Origin of the sequence: Paraburkholderia phenoliruptrix (assembly GCF_902859825.1) — a bacterium.
Lineage (GTDB): Bacteria > Pseudomonadota > Gammaproteobacteria > Burkholderiales > Burkholderiaceae > Paraburkholderia > Paraburkholderia phenoliruptrix.
In genome coordinates this window covers 188,389-210,262 of record NZ_CADIKB010000003.1, presented here as the reverse complement: position 1 = coordinate 210,262, position 21,874 = coordinate 188,389, and the positions used below count along the sequence as shown (strand labels likewise).

Sequence of the window (21,874 nt, the reverse complement as noted above, 5' to 3'; positions counted from 1 at the left end):
CCGACGTGCCGTCATTCGTCGAAGCCGCGCAGCATTGCGTCCAGTTCGTCGATGCTGTACGGCTTGCGAAGTGCGCCCCAGCGAAACGGCAATGCCTTCACGGCAGGCATTTCATGGCCCGATGCAAAAATAATGCGTAGCGTGGGCCGCAATTGCGTGGCGCGTTGGGCCAGCTCGAGGCCGGGCATGGCCGGCATGGAGAGATCCGTGATCAGCACGTCGAACCGTTCTGCCTCAAGCAGGCGCAACGCCTCTTGCGGCGAACCCGTGATAGTCACGTCGTGGCCCACGAGCTTCAGCAATTCGCCAACGGCCTCCGACGTCTCCACGTCGTCGTCAACCAGCAGCAGACGCAGACTCGCGCGAGCCGCCGGCGCGGGCCGTGTTTCCTCCGACGCAGCGCTGCGGGCGAGCGGCGGCACGCCGAGTATCTGCCGTATCTTGTACGCGAGCTGCTCGCGGCTATAGGGCTTGCTTAGCAGTTCGACGCCGGGGTCGAGCCGCCCGCCGTGCACGATCGCGTTTTGCGTATAGCCTGATGTAAAAAGCACCTTCAGGCGCGGCAACAACTGCACGGCCTGCGCGACCATGGCCGGGCTGCGCAGCGGCCCCGGCATGACGACGTCGGTAAACAGCAAGTCGATATGCACGCCGCTGCGCACCACGGCGAGCGCCTGTTCCGCGTCGTTCGCCTTCAGCACGCTGTAGCCGAGGCCGGACAGCGTGTCGACCACGGTGGATTGCACCTCCTTGTCGTCTTCCACGACGAGGATGGTCTCCGTCCCGCCGAGCAGCGTGACGGGCTGCGGAGCCGGCGTCTCGACCGCTTCTTCCGTGGAGCGCGGCAGATAGATCTTGACCGTCGTGCCGTGGCCCACTTCGCTGTAAATCCGGATGTGGCCGCCGCTCTGCTTGACGAAGCCATAGGCCATGCTGAGCCCGAGGCCCGTGCCCTCGCCTTCCGGTTTCGTCGTGAAAAAAGGATCGAACGCGCGCTGCACGACTTCGGGCGGCATGCCCGTGCCGGTGTCGGTCACGGCGAGCATCACGTACTGGCCCGCCGGCACGTCGGGAAAGCCCACCACGTATTGGTCGTCGAGCATGGCGTTCGACACTTCCATGGTCAGCTTGCCGCCTTCTTTCATCGCGTCGCGTGCATTGATCGCAAGATTGAGGATCACGTTCTCCAACTGATGCACGTCGACGAGCGTATTCCACAGTCCGCCCGCCACCACGGTTTCGATCTGGACCGTTTCGCCGAGCGCACGGCGCAGCAGGTCGTCCATGCCGCGAATCGCGGCCGCCAGATTGATGACGATAGGCCGCAACGGCTGCTGGCGCCCGAACGCGAGCAGCTGCGAGGCGAGTTTCGCGCCGCGCTCCACTGCGTCGATTGCCTTGTCGAGGCGCTCGCGCGTCCAGCCGTCGCGCTTATGGCGGCTTTCCAGCAATTCCAGGTTGCCGCGCAAAATCTGCATGACGTTGTTGAAGTCGTGCGCAACCCCGCCTGTGAGCTTGCCGATGGCTTCCATTTTCTGCGACTGCACGAGCGCCACGCGGGTCTCTTCGAGCAGCCGCGTTGCTTCCATTCGCTCGGTAATGTCGCGCGTGATCTTTGCGAAGCCGACCAGCGTGCCGCCGTCGCGGATCGCGTCGATCACCACGTGCGCCCAGAAACGCGTGCCGTCCTTGCGCACGCGCCACCCTTCCGCTTCGAAGCGGCCGTCGCGCGCCGCCGCTGCGAGCCCGCGCTGCGGGAGTCCCTTCGCGGCGTCTTCCGGCGTGTAGAAGCGCGAAAAATGCGAGCCGATGATTTCACTCGCCGTATAGCCCTTGATGCGGCGTGCGCCCGAATTCCAGTTGGTGACCATGCCTTCCGGCGAGAGCATGAAGATCGCGTAATCGGTCACGCCGTCCACGAGCAGCCGGAAACGCCGCTCGCTTTCCAGCACGGCCTCGTGCACCGTCTTCTTGTCGGTCATATCGCGCACGATCTCGCCGAAGCCGACGAGCGCACCGTCGGGCGAACGCAGCGCCGTCAACACGACGCTTGCCCAGAACACCTTGCCGTCCTTGCGCAGACGCCAGCCTTCACCTTCGAAGCGCCCTTCGCGGCGCGCCGTGGCGAGTGCGGTGTGCGGGAGCCCTTTTGCACGCTCCTCAGCCGTGTAAAAGATTTCCAGCGGCTGCCCGATGACCTCCTCCTCGCGAAAGCCGTGAATAGCTTCTCCGCCCGGATTCCACGAGCGGATGCGGCCGTCTTCGGACAGCCCGGTCACGGCGTAGTCGCGCAAGGATCGAAGCCAGATATTGGCCCAATTCTGAACGATGTCATCCGGCTCGTATGCCTGCGCCATCAAGATGCTCCATGGAAAATAGGCCGAGGACCTATCTGCGATTTAATGCGCGGCGCGACGGCGCACCGCGTATTGTCTTCTACTGTTCGACCTTCTCTCGCACGTAAAGCCCCGGAAAAGCCGGTCCTTTGCGGCTTTATGCGCATCGTGACATTTTATTAGCGAACGCAAGCGAGATGAAGCGCTCTGAGCGAAGACGGCCTCAAACGGGTGTAAGTGTTTGAAAGACTCTGCGCAAATTGTCAGCGCAAGGCCGTGCGCCGGCCAACTCCGCGAAGGTACAGCGCTTGCTAACCACTCGCAAACGCCCACCACTCACCCCCCGCCGAAGCATGCACGCAGGCAAAGCCCCTCGAAGCCGGCAGACAAACCCTGCTGGAAAACGCCCGCGCGGCGCGCGGCGGCTGCGGATCGCGGCGGCTTCCTGCTGCGGGGTCGCGTTGCATGCGCGGGCTGCTTCTGCTGCACCGGCCCATGATGCGCTCAGTCCGGCGGGCGTGCAGGCGTCCCACATCTTTTCGCTCTGGACACTCACCCTGACGGTCTGCTCTCTGGTGTTCGCGGCGGTGCTGATCGCGCTCCTCGTCGCGATGACGCGCGCGCCGCGCGCGGACCGCGATGCGCGTCCCGACCTCGGCCCGCTGGAGCGCCCGGAAAAACGCGTGCGCCGCGTGGTGGGCGGAGCGGCGGCCGTGTCGGTCGTGCTGCTGTTCGGCCTGCTCCTCGCCGACGTTGCGACCGACCGCGCGCTGTCGCGATTGCCCGTCGCCGACGCCGTTCATCTGGAGATGACCGGACACCAGTGGTGGTGGGAAGCCCGTTACGCCGACGACGCGCCGGGCAGCGGCTTCGCTGTGGCGAACGAACTGCACATTCCGGTCGGCCGGCCCGTCGTCATCTCCCTAAAGGCCGACGACGTGATCCATACCTTCTGGGCCCCGAATCTGCACGGCAAAAAGGACATGATTCCGGGGCGCCAATCGACCATCGAATTTCGCGCCGACCGCGCCGGCACCTATCGCGGCCAGTGCGCGGAATTCTGCGGCCTCGAACATGCGCTGATGGCCTTCACCGTGGTGGCCGAGCCGCCCGCCCAATACGACGCCTGGGTGGCGCGGCAGCGCGCGCCCGCGCCGCAGCCCGTCAACGCGCTGCAGGCGCAGGGCGAACGCCTCTTCACGACCGGCAACTGCGCCGGTTGCCATACGGTGCGCGGCACCTCGGCGCACGGCGTGCTCGGGCCCGATCTCACGCACGTGATGAGCCGCCCGATGCTCGGCGCCGGCACGTTCGAGAACACCCCTGCGAATCTGGAGTCGTGGATCAAGGCGCCCGGCAGCATGAAGCCCGGCACCACGATGCCTGCCAGCCAGTTGTCGGCGCAGGACCTCAATGCCCTTGTCGCATGGATCGGAACCCTTCAATGAGCGAACGTCATTCTCCCTCTGGGCGGTCCCTCGAGCATCTCGTCGACGGCCCCGCCGCGGGCCCCGAGATTGTCGAGGCGCTGGCCCGCACCTGGAGCGACCCGCCGGGCTGGCTCGGCCGGCTGTCGGCGATCAACCACAAGACCGTCGCGCGGCGCTTCGTGATCACCACCTTCGTCTTCTTTCTGCTGGCGGGCCTTCTCGCGCTCGCCATGCGCCTGCAACTGGCGCGGCCCGGCAATCGCCTCGTCGGACCGGAGCTGTATAACCAGCTCTTCACGATTCACGGCACGACCATGATGTTTCTGTTCGCCGTGCCGGTCATGCAGGCCGTCGCCGGATGGCTCGTTCCGTTGATGATCGGCGCGCGCAGCGTCGCCTTTCCGCGCATGAACGCCTACGCCTACTGGGTCTTCCTGTTCGGCGGCACGACGCTATATGTCGCGTTCCTGCTCGGCGCGGGACCGGACGCCGGCTGGTTCAGCTACGTGCCGCTCGCCGGCCCCGATTATTCGACGGGCAAAGGCGTCGACATCTGGGCGCAGATGATCACCTTCACCGAACTCTCCGGCCTGCTCGAAGCGGTGGTGCTCATCACCACCATCTTCAAGATGCGCGCGCCGGGCATGTCGCTTAACCGCATGCCGCTCTTCGTGTGGGCCACGCTGATTACGCAGTTCATGGTGCTGTTCGCGATGCCCGCCGTGATGCTGAGCAGTACCGCACTGATTCTGGACCGTCTGGTCGGCACGCATTTCTACAACCCTGCGCGCGGCGGCGACGTATTGTTGTGGCAGCACCTGTTCTGGTTCTTCGGCCATCCCGAGGTGTACCTGATCTTCATTCCGCCGCTCGGTTTTCTCTCGTCGATTATCCCGACCTTTGCGCGCCGCCCGATATTCGGCTACCCCGTTATGGTGCTCGCGCTCATCACCACCGCGTTTCTCGCGTTCGGCCTGTGGGTGCATCACATGTTCGCGACCAGTATTCCGGCGCTCGGCAAGAGCTTTTTCACCGCCGCGAGCCTGATGATCGCGATACCGTCCGGTGTGCAGATCTTCTGCTGGATCGCCACCCTGTGGACGGGCCGCCTCAACCTGAAGACGCCCCTGTGGTTCGCGCTCGGCTTCTTCTTCATCCTCGTGATGGGCGGCATGACGGGCGTGATGCTCGGTTCGGTGTCGCTCGATCTGCAAGTGCACGATACCTACTTCGTGGTCGCGCATCTGCATTACGTGCTGCTCGGCGGCGCGGTGTTCCCGCTGTTCGGCGCGTTCTATTACTGGTATCCGAAAGCCACCGGCCGCCTGATGAACGAGACGCTGGGACGCCTGCAATTCTGGCTCTTTTTTATCGGCTTTAATGTGACGTTCTTTCCGATGCACATTCTCGGCCTGCACGGCATGCCACGCCGCGTGTGGACCTATCCGCCCGGGATGGGCTGGGACGGCCTGAACCTCACGGCGACGATAGGCGCGCTCACCATCGGCGTCAGCGTCCTCGTATTTATCGTCAATGCGCTGCATAGCTACCGGCATGGCGCCGTGGCAGGCGCGGATCCGTGGGGCGCGGGCACGCTCGAGTGGAGCACCGCGAGCCCGCCGCCGCCGCATAATTTCGACGCGCTGCCGGTGGTTCACGGACGCGATCCGCTGTGGGAACCCGGCGGCGAGCCCGCGTATGTCAGCGGCCTCGCGGCCGAATCGCGCGAGGTGCTGTCCACTACCGCGCTCGATGCGCTGCCCGATTTGCGTCTGCTCTTTCCGTCCCCGTCCATCTGGCCGTTTCTCAGCGCGGTCGCGACCACCGTGCTGTTTATCGGCTCGATCTTCTCGCCGTGGGCCGTCGTGTGGGGCTCCGTGCCCGTCATCGTCGCGATGATCGGCTGGTTCTGGCCCAACCGCGGGCAGAACAAACGCGCGCTGCAACTGGAGCAACGGCCATGACGGAACTGCGCAAAGTGCCCGCCGGTGCCGCATCGGATCAGAACGGCGCGGCGCCCGCCCTGATGCTCGACGTACGCCATCTGCCGAGCTTCGGCTTCGGGCATCGCAGCTTGATGTGGTGGGCCACCATGTGCCTGATGCTGATCGAGGGCACGGTGTTCGCCATCGCCGCCATGGCGTATTTCTATCTGCGCGGCCTGACTGCGAGCTGGCCGCTCAATGCCGCGCCGCCGCAACTGCTGTGGGGCACCGCCAACACGGCGATCCTGCTCGTCAGCATGTGGCCGAACCAGCTGGCGAAACGGGCCGCCGACCGTCAGGACCGCACCCGCTCGCGCCTGTGGCTCGCCGTATGCCTGCTGTTCGCCCTGGCGTTTCTCGTATTGCGCGCCTTCGAATTCGCCGCGCTGAACGTGAGCTGGTACACCAACTCGTACGGCTCCGTGGTCTGGCTGCTGCTGGGTTTGCACACGACCCACCTGATTACCGATGCCGTGGACACCGCGGTGCTCGCCGTGCTGCTCTTCACCGGTCCGTTTGAAGGAAAGCGTTTCGTCGATGTGAGCGAGAACGCGATGTACTGGTATTTCGTCGTCCTGAGCTGGTTGCCGATCTATGCGGTGATCTATCTGGCTCCGCGCTTGTGATGGAGGTCGCCATGCGAACCTGGCTTGCGCTGCTTGGTGCGCCCTCAGCGGTCCTCGCGGCGCTGAGTGCCGACTATGCGCTCGTCACGCCCGCGTGCTCGTGGCGCACGCTCTTGCCGCTCGGCAGCGTGACCGGCACCGCGCTGCTGTTTGCGATTATCGCCACGCTGCTCGCCTGGCACCGCTGGCGCGAAGCGGACATGGTTGCGCCTGCGAGCGCGCCTGCCCTACCCGCGCGACCTGCCATGCTCGCCTGTGCGGCCACCTGGGTCGGCATGATCTCGACACTCGCGCTCGTCGCAATGTGGATTCCGCAATGGCTCATCTCACCCTGCGTGCAATGAAAAAATCGACACGCTGGCTCGTCGCCGCGGCTGCGGCTTGCGCGTGTGCCGGCGTGCAGGCGCATGTGCTGAGCGCCGCGGAGCGCGGTGCGCCGCCCTTGCTGCGCTGGACCTTCGAGCCGTGGGTCGTCGCCTTGCTGCTTGTCAGCCTTGGTGTATACGTGGCCGGCTACCGGCGCCTGTGTGCGCGCAGCAGACGCGGCCGCCGCATTCGCGTGCGGCAGCTCGGCGCATTCGTGCTGGGATGGGGGACGCTCGTCGCCGCGCTCGATTCGCCGCTCGATGCACTGAGTGCGGCGCTCTTTTCCGCGCACATGATCCAGCATGAACTGATGATGATCATCGCCGCTCCACTGCTCGTGCTGAGCCGGCCCCTCGCCGTATGGCTCTGGGCCTTCCCTCCTGGAGCGCGTCACCGGATAGCCGCGGCGGTGCGCACGCCGGCATGGCGCAGCCTTTGGCGAACGCTGTGCGCGCCGGCCGTCGCGTGGCTGCTGCATGCCGCCGCGTTGTGGGCCTGGCATATGCCGCGTCTCTTCGAAGCGGCGCTCGCGTCGCCCGCTATTCATACGCTTCAGCACGCCAGTTTTCTGCTGAGCGCATTGCTCTTCTGGTGGGCCGTTTTCGGCGAAGGCGCGCGGCGCGACCAGAGCGGCTATGCGATGTTGTCGCTCTTTACTACGATGGTCCACACCGGCGCGCTCGGCGCCTTGCTGACGCTCGCACCCGGCCTCTGGTATCCGGCGTACATCGAGCCGACCTCGGCGCTCGGCATCGATCCATTGCAGGATCAGCAATTGGGCGGGCTCGTGATGTGGGTGCCGGCCGGTCTCGCCTATCTGATTGCGGCGCTCGCAACCGGCGCACGCTGGCTGGTGAATCGCGCGCCCCCGTCGCTCATGCCGACGACGCTCGCCGCGCCCCGGGACAGCAACTCATGACGCCGCGCCTCAAACATCTCGCACTGGCCGTGACGGCGGCGCTCTGCATCGTGCCGGCCACAAGTGTGTACGCACAGCAGTCGACTGCAGCGGATGCCGCGCTCGTCGCACGCGGCGACTATCTCGCGAAAGCCGCCGATTGCGCGGGATGCCACACGGCCGTCGGCGGTCCTGCGTATGGCGGCGGACTCGGACTCACGTCGCCGTTCGGCACCATCATGAGCAGCAACATCTCGCCGGATCGCCGCTACGGCATCGGCGCATTCAGCTATGAAGAGTTTTCGCGCGCCGTGCGCGAAGGCGTTTCGCCGGGCAACAAGCGGCTTTATCCCGCCATGCCGTATGCGTCGTTCTCCAAAATGTCCGACGACGACATGCGCGCGCTCTACGCGTATTTCATGCAGGCGGTGAAGCCGGTGCCTGAGCCCGCGCCGCCCACCAAGGTGCCGTTTCCGTTCAATCAGCGCTGGGTGCTGTATTTCTGGCAGCAGGCTTTTGCACCAAAGGCGCCGTATCGGCCGAAGCCCGGACGCGGCGCGCAATGGAACCGCGGTGCTTTTCTCGTGCAGGGCCCGGGGCATTGCGGCGCGTGTCACACGCCTCGCGGGCCCGGTTTTCAGGAACGCGGCTACGACGAGTCGTCGCCCATGTACCTCACGGGCGGCGTCAACGACAACTGGTTCGCGCCGAATCTGACGAGCGACCCGGGCTCGGGGCTCGGGCGCATCGGCGAACAAGATCTCGCGGCGTTTCTGAAGACGGGCCACGGTGCGGGCCTCGCGGCGTTCGGCTCCATGGTCGAGCAGGTGGAAGACAGCACGCAGTATCTGACCGACGAAGACGCGCTCGCCATGGCGCGATATCTCAAGTCGCTGCCTGCGCAGAAGCCGTCAGGCGCCTACGAGCCGCACGCCCAGCCGGATCTGCCGACGCGTAACGGCAATCGCGTCGATGCACCCCAAGCGGTCGGCGCGCGCGTCTACCTTTCTTTCTGCGCGCAATGTCACGGCGTGGAAGGCACGGGCGTTCCGAACGTATTTCCGCGGCTGGCCGGCAATCCGGCTGTGATCACAGAAGACACCACCTCGTTGGTCCGCCTCATGGTGGAAGGCGGCAACAGCCCCGCGACGATCGGCGGGCCGCCGCGCCAGGCCATGCCCGGCTTTGCTCAAACGCTCACCAATGCGCAAATGGCCAATGTGCTGTCGTGGATCCGTACGTCCTGGGGCAACGACGCTCGCCCCATCACCGCAAACGACATCCAGTCGTTGCGTCAGAAGCTGCACAAATAGCACCGCCCGAGACACGCTATTCCATACCGCGCCGCGTGTCGTGGGTCAGGCATCGCGCATGGTTTCCTTGCGCTGATTGTCGGGTGCCTGTCGGTCGAGGCGCTTCTCATAGCAGCACGCGTCCGCCTTGCTGACGTACGGTCCATACGGCGCAATGCGATGAAAGCCATGCTTTTCGTAGAACTCGATGGCGCGGCGGTTGTTCAGGTGGGTGCCGAGCCACAACGCCTGATAGCCCAGTTCTGCCGCTTCTTTCTCGAGCCGCGCGAGGATCGCGCTGCCCACACCATCCGCGCCGGGACGCGCATAGAGGCGCTTGATCTCCGCTATGTGCTCGCCGAGCGGACGGAATGCGCCACAGCCGAGCGGCATCGCGCAATCGCTGCGCGCGACCAGAAAGCGCGAGCATTCAAGCGCGACGTCGCGGATCGAGAAACGGCTCTGCCCACCGTCGCCGGTGAACACGGCGAGCGTAGCCGTCAATTCGTCGAGCAGCGTCTGTGAATCCAGCGAAGACGGATCCTCGCGGTTGATAACGATTGTGGGAAACATCATGGGCGTCGCCTCCCGTAGGTGGGTGTCTACCGTCGCGTGTCGTCGCATGCCATCGCATGGCACACAGGAAACAGCAATCGCTGTACCGATCGGCTAGACGGTTCGGCGTGGGTTTGCCCAAGGTCACCGCTGCTTCAAAAAAGCCCGCCGAGCTGGCGGGCCTAACCGAACAAACAACCATGGCGTCCCGCTGACGGGACCATCGTAGAGAGCAATCGGCGTGCCGCCCGATCAACATGCGTGCGCAACGGGTATTGCACTTGCTTGCAGACAGTCACAGGGAGTCACGTGCCCCTACCTTGAATGAACGAGGACGGAAAAATGAATATTCCCCGCAGCGTGGTTGGATTTCTGTCGTCGCGCGGTCTCGTGATGGCCACCGCCGAGTCGTGCACGGGCGGCCTGATTGCCTCGCTGATCGCCGATGTGCCGGGCAGCGGCGCATGCCTCGACATGGGGCTCGTGGTCTATTCGCCGCCGGGCAAGTGCGGCTTGCTGAAGGTGCGGGCGCAGACCATCGAAGAGCACGGCTTGACGAGCGAGGAAGTCGCCCGCGAGATGGCCACGGGCGCGCTCGCGCTTGAAGCCTGCTCGGCGCATATCGTCGTCGCCAATACGGGGATTGCCGGGCCGCCGCCGCAAGGCGAAGATCTCGCGCCGGGCACTCAATGCTTCGCGTGGCGCTACAGGCGCCGCGACGGCGAATACATGTTCAGCGAGACGCGCGTGTTCGACGGCGACCGCACGACGATCCGGCAGAATGCAGCGCTTTACGCATTGTCGCGGATAGAACATTATTTCAATGAGTTGCCGAACGCGAGGCGCCGCGCCTCGCCCTCCGCCTGAGCAGCGTGCAAGACGCTACGGGCTGTGTTCAATGCGGGCCGGCGAGGCGAGCGTCCGGCCTCTTCCACTGAGGCGCTGCCCATCATGACACGATCATTTTTCAACCTATACAGCCACGATTTCGCGCGCGTCGCGGTTGCGGTCCCGGTGTGCCGCGTCGCCGATCCGCAGTTCAACGCGAAAGAAACGCTGCGGCTCGCGCAGGAAGCTGCGCAACAAGGCGCCGTGCTCGTGGTGTTTCCCGAGCTCGGCATCTCCGCTTATACGTGCGACGACCTGTTCCATCAGCGCGCGCTGCTCGATGCGTGCGAGACGGCAATCGGTGAGATCGTTGCGGCGTCCACCAATATTCCTGCCGTACTCGTGATCGGCGCACCGCTGAAAATCGAACACAAGCTCTTCAATTGCGCGCTCGTCATTTCCAACGGCAAACTGTGCGGCGTGGTGCCCAAGAGCTACTTGCCGAACTATGGCGAGTTCTACGAGGCACGCCAATTCAGCGCAGCTGAGAATGCCTCGTCCACACATGTGACGCTGTGCGGACAGCAGGCGCCGTTCAGCGCGTCACTGCTCTTCGACGTTCCGGATGCGCCGCTGTTTCGCTTTCACATTGAAATATGCGAGGACGTGTGGGTTCCGGTGCCGCCTTCTTCGTTCGCCGCGCTGGCGGGCGCGACGGTGCTCGTGAATCTTTCAGCGTCGAACATAGTGATCGGCAAGTCGGCCTACCGGCATCAACTGGTTGGGCAGCAGTCCGCGCGTTGCCTCTCCGCGTATCTCTACTCGTCGGCAGGCCGCGGCGAGTCCACCACCGATCTCGCATGGGACGGCCAGGCGCTGATTTACGAAAACGGCGAACTGCTGGCGGAATCCGAGCGTTTCCTCGATACCTCGCACATCATTTACGGCGACGTCGACCTCGAACGCCTATCGCGCGAGCGGATGCGGCAAACCACGTTTGCGCAGTCCACGCGCCGCCACGCCGGCGAGGTCGCCCGATTCCAGACGGTCAGCGTGCCGGTTGCGCTGCCGGACGCCGAGCATCTCCCGCTCATGCGGGCGATCAACCGCTTTCCCTACGTGCCGTCCAATCCGGCCACGCGCGACGAACGCTGCGCCGAGGTCTACAACATTCAGGTGCAGGGGCTGCTGCAGAGGTTGGGCGCGGCCAACATCTCCAAGGTCGTGATCGGCGTTTCCGGCGGGCTCGATTCCACGCAGGCACTGCTCGTCTGCGCGAAAGCGATGGACCGGCTAAAACTGCCGCGCTCGCATATTCTCGGCTACACGATGCCGGGATTCGCGACCAGCAGCCGCACGCTCCAGCAGGCCAAAGATCTGATGCAGGCCGTGGGCTGTTCGATGGAGGAAATCGACATACGTCCAAGCTGCATGCAAATGCTGAAGGATCTGCATCACCCCTTCTCCGCGGGCGAAAAGCAGTACGACGTCACCTTCGAAAACGTTCAGGCGGGCGAACGTACGAGCCACCTTTTCAGGCTCGCCAATTTTCATCAGGCCATTGTGATCGGCACCGGCGACCTGAGCGAACTGGCGCTCGGATGGTGCACCTACGGCGTCGGCGATCACATGTCGCATTACAGCGTGAACGCGAGCGTGCCGAAGACGCTGATCACGCATCTCGTGCGCTGGGTCGCCGAATCGGGCCAGGTCGGCGAGGCCGGCTCGCATGTGCTGGAGCAGATTCTCGCGACGGAAATCAGCCCCGAACTGGTGCCCGGGAAAGTCGACAAAGTCATCGACCAGAAGACGGAGAGCATTATCGGCCCTTACGAATTGCAGGACTTCAACCTGTATTACCTGCTGCGCTTCGGCTTCAGTCCGTCGAAAGTCGCGTTTCTTTCGCATAGCGCGTGGGCCGACCGCGAGCGCGGTATCTGGCCGGCAGGCAAAAGCGTTACTCGCAACGAATACACCTTGGCCGACATCAAACGCAATCTGGCGATTTTCGCCGAACGGTTTTTCCGCACCAGCCAGTTCAAACGCTCGTGCATTCCCAATGCGCCGAAAGTAGGCTCCGGCGGCTCGCTCTCGCCGCGCGGCGATTGGCGCGCGCCGAGCGATAGCGAGGCCACCGTCTGGCTGCAGGACATCGCCAACATTCCTGACTAGGGGAGGCGTTGCAGGAATGCGGAGTGCGGTACCTCGCGCATCCGCGAGCGCCCGCATGCTCACTTGCGCATGCCGGCAATCCCCAATACCGACGCGCGGCGCCGCGTCATTCTGGAGAACTGCCATGCCCGATAGCCATTCCTCGATGTCTCCCACCATCACCGCGATGATCCGGCTCGATCATATGCATGTACTCACCGCGTTCCATCGCTACCATGCGGACACTGCATGGTGGCGCAAGCGCGCGATTGTCAATTCCGTCTGCGCCGCGCTCGAAATTCACGCGCAACTGGAAGAAGAGATCTTTTATCCGGCACTGCGCGGCGTGTTGAGCGACGACCAGACGCTCGACAAGAGCCGCCCCGAACACGACGAAATGCGCGCGACTATTGCGAAGCTGCGCGCAACGGGTCCGGAAGACGCAGCGTATGACGGCCTCTTCCAGCAACTGATGCGCGAAGTCATGCACCATGTCGCCGATGAAGAAACCGTGCTGCTGCCCGCCGCGGAGCGCGCCTTGAAGAGCGAGTTGCGTTCGCTAGGCGGGCAGATGACGCGCCGCAGACTGCAGCTTCTCGGCGAACGTCCGCGTGAAATCGCCGTGAATACCGCCGGTACCTTCCCGATTGCGACTTTTCTGCTCGGCTCGCTGCTTGTGATCGGCGCGACGCATTGCCTGCCGAAATCGCGCAGAATGCGCTACGCCGATTAGCGGCGGCGCATGCCACTCGAAGAAGATTGCCGGGCCGTCGGGGCCCGGCCTGTCGCTCGGCCCGTCGTTTTACGCCGAAGCGCGCACAGCCGGCTTGTCGACGATTCTCACCGGAATCGATTTGGCGCCGGGCACTTTGCTCTCTTCCGCGTAATGCCAAAGCGGCAATAACGGGTTGCACTCGGGGTAATATCCGGCGATGCAGCCGCGCGGAATGTCGTACGCCTTGACGCTCAATCCATTGACGCGCCGGTCGAAGCCGTCGTCGGCAATGGTCTGCAAGCCGATTTTGTCGCCCTCCGAAAGACCGCTCGCGCTCATATCGTCCTTATTCATCAGCACAACCATGCGTGAGCCTTTCACGCCGCGAAAGCGGTCCTCGAGGCTATAAATCGTCGTATTGAACTGGCTGTCGGAGCGCAGTGTCATGAGCCGCAAGGCGTCCGGTTCGCGCTCGGGCATGTCGGGGTCTTCGCCCAGTGCCTTCGGCACGATGAACTCCGCCTTGCCGCTCTTCGTTTTCCATTGCCGCTCGCGGGCAGGCAAAGGCTTGTGAAATCCACCCGGCGTCCACATGCGCTGGTTGAAGTCGTGAAAGATCTCGGGGTACGTCTTGGCGATTTCGTCGCGCACCACCGAATAATCGTCACGCCACGCATCCCAGTCCACGTTGAAACGATTGCCCAGCGTCGCCTTCGCAATGCCCGCCACAATGTAAGGCTCGGAGCGAATGTGCTCGCTCGCGGGCTCCGCCACGCCGCGCGAGCCATGCATGCAGGCCGTGCTGTCCTCCATGGAAACCGCCTGCTCGCCACCTGCCTGCCGGTCGATTTCAATGCGGCTCAGGCACGGCAGAATGTACGAAATCTCGCCGTGCACGAGATGGCTGCGGTTGAGTTTCGTCGCAACGTTCACATTGAGCCGCAAACCGCGCCACGCCGGCTCTATGCGCATGCGGTCCGGCACGGAACGCACCAGATTGCCGCCCAGATTGAAGACGCCCTTGACCTCGCCTTTCAGCATCGCCTCGAATGCTTCGACCGTATTCAGACCTTTTTTGCGCGGCGGTTCGAATGAAAACTGACTGGCCAGCTTGTCGAGCGGGGCGAGTTCGGGCTTCTCGGTAATGCCGACCGTGCGCTGCCCTTGCACATTCGAGTGTCCACGCACGGGAGACGGACCGGCTCCCGGTTTGCCGATATTGCCGCGCAAAAACAGCAGATTGCATACCATGCGGACATTCTGCACGCCCAGTCTGTGCTGCGTGAGCCCCATGCCGTAATGAATCATGACGGCGTTAGCTTTCATATATTCGTCGGCGGCAGCTTCGAGTGCCTCGCGCGGCAAGCCGCTCACTTTCTCGATCTCCGCCCATGACGCCTCGCGCGCATAGTTCGCGAATGCCTCATAGCCGGTGGTGTGCTCGCGAATGAAATCGACGTCGATCACGCGCGGCCGCGCCTCTTCGATCACCAGGTCGTCCGCTGCGATCACCGCCTTGCAGATGCCGAGAATTGCCGCGGTATCGCCCCCTGTCTTCAACTGATGGTACTGCGTGCTGATCTGCGTGTTGTCGGGCGTGAGCATCTGCACCGGCGACTGCGGATTCGCAAAGCGCACGAGTCCCGGCTCGCGAAGCGGATTGAATGTGATGATCGGCACGCCGCGTTTGCGCGCATCCTGCAACTGGTGAAGCATGCGCGGACTATTGGTGCCGACATTCTGGCCGAAGAAGAACATCAGATCCGTTTTCTCGAAGTCTTCGAGCGTAATGGTGCCGACGCCGACTCCGATCGCCTCCTTCAGGCCGACGCTCGTACTCTCGTGACACATGTTGGAGCTGTCCGGCAGATTGTTGGTGCCGTACATGCGCGCGAAAAGCTGATACATGTATGACGTTTCGAGCGATGCGCGGCCCGACGCATAGAAAACCACGCTGTCGGGCTCGAGTTGATTCAGCTCGCGCCCGATTTCGTCGAATGCCTGTTGCCATTCCACCTGCACGTACTTGTCGGTGGCGGGATCGTAGCGCAAAGGCGCCGTGAGCCGTCCTGCTTCCTCCAGGTCGTGATCGTGCCATGACAGCAGTTCCGTTACCGTGTGCAACTTGAAGAACTCCGGCGTCATTCGCTTCGAGGTGAGGTCCCACGCGGTCGCCTTCGCACCGCTTTCGCAGAACTCGAACACGTGCGGGTCGGCCGGCTTGGCCCACGAGCAGCTCACGCACATGAAGCCGTCCGGCTTGTTCTGCTTGCGCAGCGCCGCGCTGTCTTTCACACCCACATGCTCCTGCGCGAGAATCGTCGTGACCGCCTTCAATGATCCCCACCCTCCGGAGGCGAATGGGTAGTCACGTGTCGTATCCTTTTCTTTCATCGCCGTCTCCTCGCGGTCATCAAGGTATCAGCGGGCAGCAATGCACGTACCCGTGCAATCGACGGGAGCGTACCGCTGACAATCGGGTTACGGCCGCCCTGAGCGACCGTGCGGCACGCGACAAATCACGGCGTTCAGGCCACGTATTTGCTACCCTTCATGAGCTGCGTTGCAGTGCAAAACGGCCTCCTCCCGCTCCTTTCAGGTCCTTACTCGAGGTACGCGATGTCACCCTCGGCTGACGCTCTCTTTCTCGCCCGGACGCAATTCGGCTTCACCATCGCCTTTCACATTATTTTCCCGGCGATGTCGATCGGGCTCGCCAGCTATCTCGCGGTCCTGGAAGGCGCATGGCTCCTCACCGGCAAGCCGGTCTATCTGGCGGTATTTCGCTACTGGCTGACCATCTTCGCCGTGGTGTTCGGCGTGGGCGTCGTGTCGGGCCTCGTTATGTCGTACGAGTTCGGCACCAACTGGGCGGGGTTTGCCTATCGCGCCGGTCCCATCGTGGGTCCGTTGATGGGCTATGAGGTGCTCACCGCATTTTTCCTCGAGTCCGGCTTTCTCGGCGTGATGCTGTTCGGCATGAAACGCGTCGGCCCGAAACTGCATTTTCTCGCGACGGCGCTCGTCGCTATCGGAACATTGACGAGCGCCTTCTGGATTCTCGCCGTCAATTCATGGATGCAGACGCCGCAGGGTTTCGCGATGGTGGACGGCCGCTTTTTTCCCGCCGACTGGTTGAGCATCATCTTCAATCCGTCGTTCCCCTATCGGCTCGTGCATATGGTGCTGGCTGCCTACCTGAGCGTGGCATTCATAGTGGGCGCGGTCGGCGCGTGGCACCTGCTGCGCGACGCGAGTAACGAGCCCGCCCGGCTGATGGCTTCCATGGCGTTATGGATGGCGTGCATCGTCGCACCGATCCAGATACTCGCCGGCGACCAGCATGGCGTCAACACACTCAAGCATCAGCCCGCCAAGATCGCGGCGCTGGAAGGCGATTGGGAATCGAAGCCCGGGCAGCCGCTCATATTGTTCGGCATGCCAAACATGAAAACGGAAACCACGGACTACGCCGTCGAAATTCCGCATCTGGGCGCGCTGATTCTCACGCACACGTGGAACGGCTCGATTAAAGGCCTGAAAGAGTTTCCGCCTGCCGACCGTCCCTATTCGCCGCTGGTTTTCTGGGCCTTTCGCATCATGGTCGGCCTGGGCGTGCTGATGGCGCTGACCGGCTTCGCGAGTCTCGCACTGCGCGCAAGGCATTCGCTTTACCACGCACGCTGGCTGCATCGGCTCATGGTAGCAATGGGACCTGCGGGCCTGATTGCGCTGCTGTGCGGCTGGACCGTCACCGAAGTCGGCCGTCAACCGTACACCGTGTACGGCCACTTGCGCACCGTGGACAGCGTGTCGCCAATCGCCGCGCCGGGTGTCGCGACATCGCTCGCGGCATTCGGTGTGGTCTATATGATCGTGTTCGGCGCGGCGATGGTGTTCCTCTTGCGGCTCATGGCGAGGCCGCCGTCGCTCGCCACCGAGGGGCCCGCGAAGGATAAGCCGCATCGCAGTGCGGGCATCACGCCGGGGCCCGCGCAGCGGCAAGCCGTTTCGGCCACCACGGACAACGCTCTTTCACGGGACCCGCGCCATGACCGCCGCCACGATTGATCTGCCGCTCGTCTGGGCCGCCATTCTCGCGTTTGCCGTGCTCGCCTACGTGCTGCTCGACGGTTTCGACCTGGGCGTGGGCATCCTGTTCGCCGTCGAGCGCAATCGCGACGACCGCGATCTCATGGTCAATTCCATCGCGCCGGTCTGGGACGGCAATGAAACATGGCTCGTGCTCGGCGGCGGCGGGCTCTTTGCCGTTTTCCCGCTTGCCTATTCGATCATCCTGCCCGCGCTGTACCCGCCTATCATTGCAATGCTGCTCGCGCTCGTGTTTCGCGGCGTGGCCTTCGAGTTCCGCTTTCGCGCGACAGGCACGGGCCGCGCGTGGTGGGACGTCGCATTCTTCTCCGGTTCAGCCATGGCCGCGCTCTGCCAGGGGCTCGTGCTGGGCGGACTCCTGCAGGGCATCCATGTGGTGGGCGTGTCGTATTCCGGCGGCTGGTGGGACTGGCTCACCGGTTTCACCGTTTTATGCGGGCTTGCGGTCGTCGTCGGCTATACGCTGCTCGGCGCGTGCTGGCTGATCTGGCGCACCGAAGGCGCGCTGCACGAGCGCTGCCGGCGTCACGCGCGCACGACGGCAGTCGCGGTGCTCGCACTGATCGTGGTCGTCACCCTATGGACGCCGATGTTGCAAGGCGCGCTGGCCGAGCGCTGGTTCCGCTGGCCCGCCGTTGCATTCACCGCACCGGTGCCGGTCCTGCTGGTTCTTCTCGCGGTGGGCTTCTGGCGCAGTCTTTCATCACGGCGTCATGGTCTGCCCTTGCTGTTTGCGTACGGCATCTTCATTCTTTGTTATGCAGGTATCCTGATCAGCCTCTATCCCAATCTCGTGCCGCCCGGCATTTCTTTCCGCGATGCCGCCGCGCCGCACGCGAGCCTGCTGTTTCTTCTCGTAGGCGCCGCGATTACCGTGCCGATGATTCTCGGCTACACGATCTACGCGTACTCCGTCTTCAAAGGCAAGATGCGTCCAGGCGAGGGGTATCACTGACATGTGGCGACGCTTCGCATGGTTTGTGGGCCTTTGGGTGCTCGGCGTGGCGACCGTAGGCCTCGTAGCAGGCCTGTTGAAAGCTGTCTTACACGCGGCCACGCACTGATCGGCTCCAAAAAATGTGAGCCCCTTTGGGTCGGCCGACATGTTTGCTCGCTGGCCTGTAACGTTTTCAACTTTTACTTTGATCGACGAGCCAGTTAGAAGCGCGCCGGCCAATGCGGGGGATTCCCACATTCGCCGGCGCGCTTACTTTCCTTGCGCGGCTGTCTTTCAGGGGAGCGTGTAGGCGATCACATAGTCACCCTGCTTGGTTCCGAGCGAGCCGTGGCCGCCGGCCGTGACGAGCACGTACTGCTTGCCGCTGCTGTCGGCGTACGTCATCGGTGTCGCCTGGCCGCCTGCGGGCAAGCGGGCTTGCCACAAACGGTCGCCGGTGTGCACGTCGTACGCACGCAGATAGTAGTCGAGCGTGCCCGAGAGGAAGGCCACGCCGCCCGCCGTCGTGATCATTCCGCCGAGACTCGGCACGCCGAGCGGCATCGGAATCGGCAAGGGCGCGCTGTCGCGGATCGTGCCGTTCTTGTGTTCCCACGCGATCCGGTTGGTGCGCAGATCCACGCCGGCGACATAGCCCCACGGCGGTGCCTGGCACGGAATGCCGAGCGGCGAAAGAAACGCGTTCAACTCGAAGCCGTACGGCGTGCCGCGCGCGAGCTTGATACCGCTCGTTTCACTGCCCTTCTTGTCGCCGTTGTCGGACGGAATCTGCGAGCGCGGTATCAGCTTCGACGTGAACGCCATGTAGCTCGGATTTGCGATGAGTATCTGCCGCACGGGATCGACCGCCACGCCGCCCCAATCGAACACCCCGAAATTCCCCGGGAAAACGAGCGATCCCTGCTCGGAAGGGGGCGTAAACATGCCGTCGTAACGCAGCGACTTGAACTTCACGCGGCACCACAATTGGTCGAAAGGATTCGTGCCCCACATGTCGCGTTCGCGCACTTTCGGCGGCTTGAAGTTCAGTGCGGAGAAGGGTTGCGTCGGCGACGTATGGTCGCCGCTCGCGGCGCCCTGCGGCACCGGCTCTTCGGTGATAGGCACGATAGGCTTGCCTGTCTCGCGGTTCAGCACGTAAATGCTGCCCTGCTTCGTCGATGCAATCAGTGCAGGCTGCACGCCGCTCGCCGTCTGCAGATCGATCAGCGAAGGCTGACCGCCTACATCCATGTCCCACAGATCGTGGTGCGTGAATTGATAATTCCAGCGCATCTTGCCGGTGGCGAGATCCAGCGCGACGATGCCTGCCGCCACCTTTTCGGAAGCCGGCGTGCGAAGACCGCCCCATTGATCGGGCGTCTGGTTGCCAAGCGGCAGATAGACCATGCCGAGCTTCTCGTCGACACTGAACACGGACCACATATTCGGCGAATTGCGAACATAGGTCTGATTCGGGCCGATCGGCTGCGTCGCGTCGGGATTGCCTGCGTCCCAGTTCCACACGAGGTGGCCGTCATGCACGTCGAACGCGCGAGTGACGCCCGAGGGTTCATTGGTCGATTCGTTATCGGTGACGTGGCCGCTGATAATGACGAGATCGCGGGTGACCGCCGGCGGCGACGTCGAGTAATAACCGCCCGGCGTGAAAGGACCGATGTTCGTGCGCAGGTCAATCTGACCGTTATTGCCGAAATGCGTGCAGGGCTGGCCCGTGTCGGCGTTCAGCGCAATGAGACGCGCATCGGCTGTCGGCAGGAAAATGCGGCGCGGGCACTCGGCGCTCGCCGCCGCGTTGGCTGTCTGCTGCGTCGCTGCGGAAGCTTCGCTCGCGGCAATCGCGGCCGATGCGGGTTGCGCGGCGGCAGCCGCGCCGGATGCGCCGGCCTCCGTGCTCGCCGATGCGGTGTCGGCAGAAGACGCAGCAGCGGGCGCCGCAGCAGACGTGTCGCTACCCGGCGCTGCTGCGGCTGTCACATTCGAAGCCGCGTTCGCTGCCGAATTCTCGCCGCCGTTTGCCGCCGGGGCCGACGCACCCGCGGCATTGTCCGCAGTTGCGACCGTCGCATTGGCAGGGTACAGGGCGTCGTCGTGATACGACACGCCGCGACAGGTCATATGTTCCCAGTGCTTGAAACCGACCGGGCTCTGAATATGCGGGTTGTATCGCCACAACTCCTTGCCCGTGGCGGGATCGAGTGCAATGACAATACTATGGGGCGTGCAGAGGAAGAGCTTGTTGCCGACCTTGATGGGCGTATTTTCATCGGTCGTTTCGGTTGGGTCGCCCGGGCCCGGCTTGTCGCCTGTTTCGAACTGCCAGGCAACCTTCAGTTGCCCTGCATTTTGCGGTGTGATCTGCGTGAGCGGCGAGTAGCGCTGGCCGAGCGGCGAGCCGCCATAGTCGGTCCAGTCGCCCGCCTGCCGGTTCGCGTCGCCGGGAAGCGCCGGGCTGGGTGTAGCGGCGGTCGACGCCAGCGTGCCCGGGTGATCGTACGGATGATTGAATGCCGTGCCGATGCCAAGCAACACCGTAATGACGACGGCGGCCGCCAACGGCACGACACCCTCGCGATGCGCGGCCGGCGGTCCGAACACCAGCTTGCGCGTGACGGGCGGCAACAGCAGCCACAACGCGAGTACGAGCCAGACCCACAAACGCGGCAGCAATTGCCAGAAGTCGAAGCGCGCTTCCGTCACGGCCCAGATCGTCGAGCCGAACAGCACGAGGGCAAACAATAGCAGCGCCGAGCGCCTGCGGATGGCGAGCAGCACGCCCGTCAGCGCAATGGCGATCCCCGTGATCACGTAGTACCACGAGCCGCCGAGCGTAACGAGCGGGACTCCGCCCGCGGCTAATGCTAAACCGATAATGATGAATACGACAGCGGGGACCGCAAGCGCGGGGGGAAACCGATGCGGCTTCGACATGTTCGCCACCTCTACAGACAAAGATTCAAATTGAATTGCAAAAATAGCCCGCCTGCGCAGAGCTGGAAGGCGCTGCCCTGCGAGTAGCATTTGCGGTTCCCGGACCTGCTGGGAGAAGGCATAACGCATGCTTTGTAAGCTCGCATCTACTTGGGCACTCTGTCATGAAGCACCGAGCTACCGTCCTGTGCCTGCGCACCAATCGCATTCTGCTCGTCGCGAGATCGAACGGACGATGGGCGCTGCCCGGCGGCCGCTGCAAGGTCGGGGAATCCGTGTCTGCCGCCGCCATTCGCGAGTTGGTGGAAGAAACGCAATTGAACGATGTCGCGCTCCACTACATTTTTGAATTCTGGGGTGCGCGCACTCGCCACTATGTATTCGCCGCGCGAGTCCCCGAGCATATCGAACCTGTGCCGAGCCATGAAATCAGCCGATGCCGCTGGATCCGCGCGAACGACATCCATTCCGCATGGGTCAGCGTGTCCACGCGCGGGATCGTTCAGGTACTGCTGGAAAAAAGCAGCCCCGTAGGGCCCGCCCGAAGGTCGAGCCCCTTGCGGGTGTTCGAGCGTACGTGAGTACGTCTGCGCATGAGTGTGCGTCGCGCACGAGTCGGCCTCGTGACACCGGCGTGGCACAAGCGTTGCATAGCCATGCTTGTCGCGTACTTCACTCACGGAGTTTCAA

The 21,874-nt window shown here is 63.7% G+C and carries 16 protein-coding genes; 12 read left to right on the top strand and 4 right to left on the bottom strand.

Annotation, left to right across the window (positions count from 1 at the left end):
* Positions 1 to 11: 11 nt before the first annotated feature.
* Positions 12 to 2,357 (bottom strand): hybrid sensor histidine kinase/response regulator, encoded by a 2,346-nt coding sequence (locus tag HV711_RS05535; protein WP_035478162.1) that lies wholly within the window; start codon positions 2,355 to 2,357, stop codon positions 12 to 14.
* 332 nt (positions 2,358 to 2,689) lie between these two features.
* On the opposite strand from HV711_RS05535, the gene coxB reads away from it, so the two are divergent.
* From coxB to HV711_RS05505, 6 genes are read left to right on the top strand one after another with little or no spacing between them, the layout of a single operon-like run.
* The gene (gene coxB, locus HV711_RS05530) at positions 2,690 to 3,784 is read left to right on the top strand and encodes a cytochrome c oxidase subunit II (RefSeq protein ID WP_035478160.1); all 1,095 of its coding nucleotides are present in this window, start codon (positions 2,690 to 2,692) and stop codon (positions 3,782 to 3,784) included.
* Positions 3,781 to 5,730, top strand: a complete 1,950-nt coding sequence (gene ctaD, locus HV711_RS05525; protein WP_035478157.1) for a cytochrome c oxidase subunit I — start codon at positions 3,781 to 3,783, stop codon at positions 5,728 to 5,730. Before coxB ends, ctaD begins: the two co-directional genes overlap by 4 nt.
* A complete protein-coding gene (locus tag HV711_RS05520; RefSeq protein ID WP_028360179.1) occupies positions 5,727 to 6,377 on the top strand; it encodes a cytochrome c oxidase subunit 3 in 651 nt (216 codons plus the stop codon). The genes ctaD and HV711_RS05520 overlap by 4 nt, the downstream gene beginning before the upstream one ends.
* 11 nt (positions 6,378 to 6,388) lie before the next feature.
* The gene (locus tag HV711_RS05515; protein ID WP_013591851.1) at positions 6,389 to 6,721 is read left to right on the top strand and encodes a hypothetical protein; all 333 of its coding nucleotides are present in this window, start codon (positions 6,389 to 6,391) and stop codon (positions 6,719 to 6,721) included.
* Positions 6,694 to 7,662 (top strand): cytochrome c oxidase assembly protein, encoded by a 969-nt coding sequence (locus tag HV711_RS05510; protein ID WP_035478154.1) that lies wholly within the window; start codon positions 6,694 to 6,696, stop codon positions 7,660 to 7,662. The genes HV711_RS05515 and HV711_RS05510 overlap by 28 nt, the downstream gene beginning before the upstream one ends.
* Positions 7,659 to 8,954, top strand: a complete 1,296-nt coding sequence (locus HV711_RS05505; RefSeq protein WP_035478152.1) for a c-type cytochrome — start codon at positions 7,659 to 7,661, stop codon at positions 8,952 to 8,954. The genes HV711_RS05510 and HV711_RS05505 overlap by 4 nt, the downstream gene beginning before the upstream one ends.
* Positions 8,955 to 8,999: 45 nt before the next feature.
* On the opposite strand, the gene HV711_RS05500 is transcribed toward HV711_RS05505, so the two are convergent.
* Positions 9,000 to 9,509: a GNAT family N-acetyltransferase gene (locus tag HV711_RS05500; protein ID WP_035478150.1), complete on the bottom strand. Its 510-nt coding sequence runs from the start codon at positions 9,507 to 9,509 to the stop codon at positions 9,000 to 9,002.
* A 321-nt stretch (positions 9,510 to 9,830) separates the two neighbouring features.
* Here HV711_RS05500 and HV711_RS05495 point away from each other — a divergent pair, with 321 nt between their 5' ends.
* From HV711_RS05495 to HV711_RS05485, 3 genes are all read left to right on the top strand, one after another.
* Entirely contained in the window at positions 9,831 to 10,355 is a 525-nt protein-coding gene (locus HV711_RS05495; RefSeq protein WP_035478149.1) for a CinA family protein, read from the top strand.
* A gap of 84 nt (positions 10,356 to 10,439) precedes the next feature.
* Positions 10,440 to 12,488, top strand: coding sequence for an NAD(+) synthase (locus tag HV711_RS05490; RefSeq protein ID WP_035478147.1), 2,049 nt, complete (start codon positions 10,440 to 10,442; stop codon positions 12,486 to 12,488).
* A 124-nt stretch (positions 12,489 to 12,612) separates the two neighbouring features.
* The gene (locus tag HV711_RS05485; RefSeq protein ID WP_035478145.1) at positions 12,613 to 13,200 is read left to right on the top strand and encodes a hemerythrin domain-containing protein; all 588 of its coding nucleotides are present in this window, start codon (positions 12,613 to 12,615) and stop codon (positions 13,198 to 13,200) included.
* A gap of 69 nt (positions 13,201 to 13,269) precedes the next feature.
* Here the strand turns inward: HV711_RS05485 and HV711_RS05480 are convergent, their stop codons facing one another.
* Entirely contained in the window at positions 13,270 to 15,576 is a 2,307-nt protein-coding gene (locus HV711_RS05480) for an FdhF/YdeP family oxidoreductase (RefSeq protein ID WP_035478142.1), read from the bottom strand.
* Between the two features lie 225 nt (positions 15,577 to 15,801).
* Here HV711_RS05480 and HV711_RS05475 point away from each other — a divergent pair, with 225 nt between their 5' ends.
* Entirely contained in the window at positions 15,802 to 17,253 is a 1,452-nt protein-coding gene (locus HV711_RS05475) for a cytochrome ubiquinol oxidase subunit I (RefSeq protein ID WP_028360187.1), read from the top strand.
* On the top strand, positions 17,234 to 18,250 hold the full coding sequence (gene cydB / locus HV711_RS05470) for a cytochrome d ubiquinol oxidase subunit II (RefSeq protein ID WP_035478141.1): 1,017 nt from the start codon (positions 17,234 to 17,236) through the stop codon (positions 18,248 to 18,250). Before HV711_RS05475 ends, cydB begins: the two co-directional genes overlap by 20 nt.
* 276 nt (positions 18,251 to 18,526) lie before the next feature.
* On the opposite strand, the gene HV711_RS05460 is transcribed toward cydB, so the two are convergent.
* Positions 18,527 to 21,184, bottom strand: coding sequence for a glucose/quinate/shikimate family membrane-bound PQQ-dependent dehydrogenase (locus HV711_RS05460; protein WP_035478139.1), 2,658 nt, complete (start codon positions 21,182 to 21,184; stop codon positions 18,527 to 18,529).
* A gap of 164 nt (positions 21,185 to 21,348) precedes the next feature.
* On the opposite strand from HV711_RS05460, the gene HV711_RS05455 reads away from it, so the two are divergent.
* Positions 21,349 to 21,765: an NUDIX hydrolase gene (locus tag HV711_RS05455; protein WP_028360190.1), complete on the top strand. Its 417-nt coding sequence runs from the start codon at positions 21,349 to 21,351 to the stop codon at positions 21,763 to 21,765.
* Positions 21,766 to 21,874 lie beyond the last annotated feature (109 nt).

Coding starts and splice junctions, on each gene's coding strand:
- HV711_RS05535 (WP_035478162.1), bottom strand. CDS start 2,357: ATGGCGCAGGCATACGAGCCGGATGACATCGTTCAGAATTGGGCCAAT.
- coxB (WP_035478160.1), top strand. CDS start 2,690: ATGCACGCAGGCAAAGCCCCTCGAAGCCGGCAGACAAACCCTGCTGGA.
- ctaD (WP_035478157.1), top strand. CDS start 3,781: ATGAGCGAACGTCATTCTCCCTCTGGGCGGTCCCTCGAGCATCTCGTC.
- HV711_RS05520 (WP_028360179.1), top strand. CDS start 5,727: ATGACGGAACTGCGCAAAGTGCCCGCCGGTGCCGCATCGGATCAGAAC.
- HV711_RS05515 (WP_013591851.1), top strand. CDS start 6,389: ATGCGAACCTGGCTTGCGCTGCTTGGTGCGCCCTCAGCGGTCCTCGCG.
- HV711_RS05510 (WP_035478154.1), top strand. CDS start 6,694: ATGGCTCATCTCACCCTGCGTGCAATGAAAAAATCGACACGCTGGCTC.
- HV711_RS05505 (WP_035478152.1), top strand. CDS start 7,659: ATGACGCCGCGCCTCAAACATCTCGCACTGGCCGTGACGGCGGCGCTC.
- HV711_RS05500 (WP_035478150.1), bottom strand. CDS start 9,509: ATGATGTTTCCCACAATCGTTATCAACCGCGAGGATCCGTCTTCGCTG.
- HV711_RS05495 (WP_035478149.1), top strand. CDS start 9,831: ATGAATATTCCCCGCAGCGTGGTTGGATTTCTGTCGTCGCGCGGTCTC.
- HV711_RS05490 (WP_035478147.1), top strand. CDS start 10,440: ATGACACGATCATTTTTCAACCTATACAGCCACGATTTCGCGCGCGTC.
- HV711_RS05485 (WP_035478145.1), top strand. CDS start 12,613: ATGCCCGATAGCCATTCCTCGATGTCTCCCACCATCACCGCGATGATC.
- HV711_RS05480 (WP_035478142.1), bottom strand. CDS start 15,576: ATGAAAGAAAAGGATACGACACGTGACTACCCATTCGCCTCCGGAGGG.
- HV711_RS05475 (WP_028360187.1), top strand. CDS start 15,802: ATGTCACCCTCGGCTGACGCTCTCTTTCTCGCCCGGACGCAATTCGGC.
- cydB (WP_035478141.1), top strand. CDS start 17,234: ATGACCGCCGCCACGATTGATCTGCCGCTCGTCTGGGCCGCCATTCTC.
- HV711_RS05460 (WP_035478139.1), bottom strand. CDS start 21,184: ATGTCGAAGCCGCATCGGTTTCCCCCCGCGCTTGCGGTCCCCGCTGTC.
- HV711_RS05455 (WP_028360190.1), top strand. CDS start 21,349: ATGAAGCACCGAGCTACCGTCCTGTGCCTGCGCACCAATCGCATTCTG.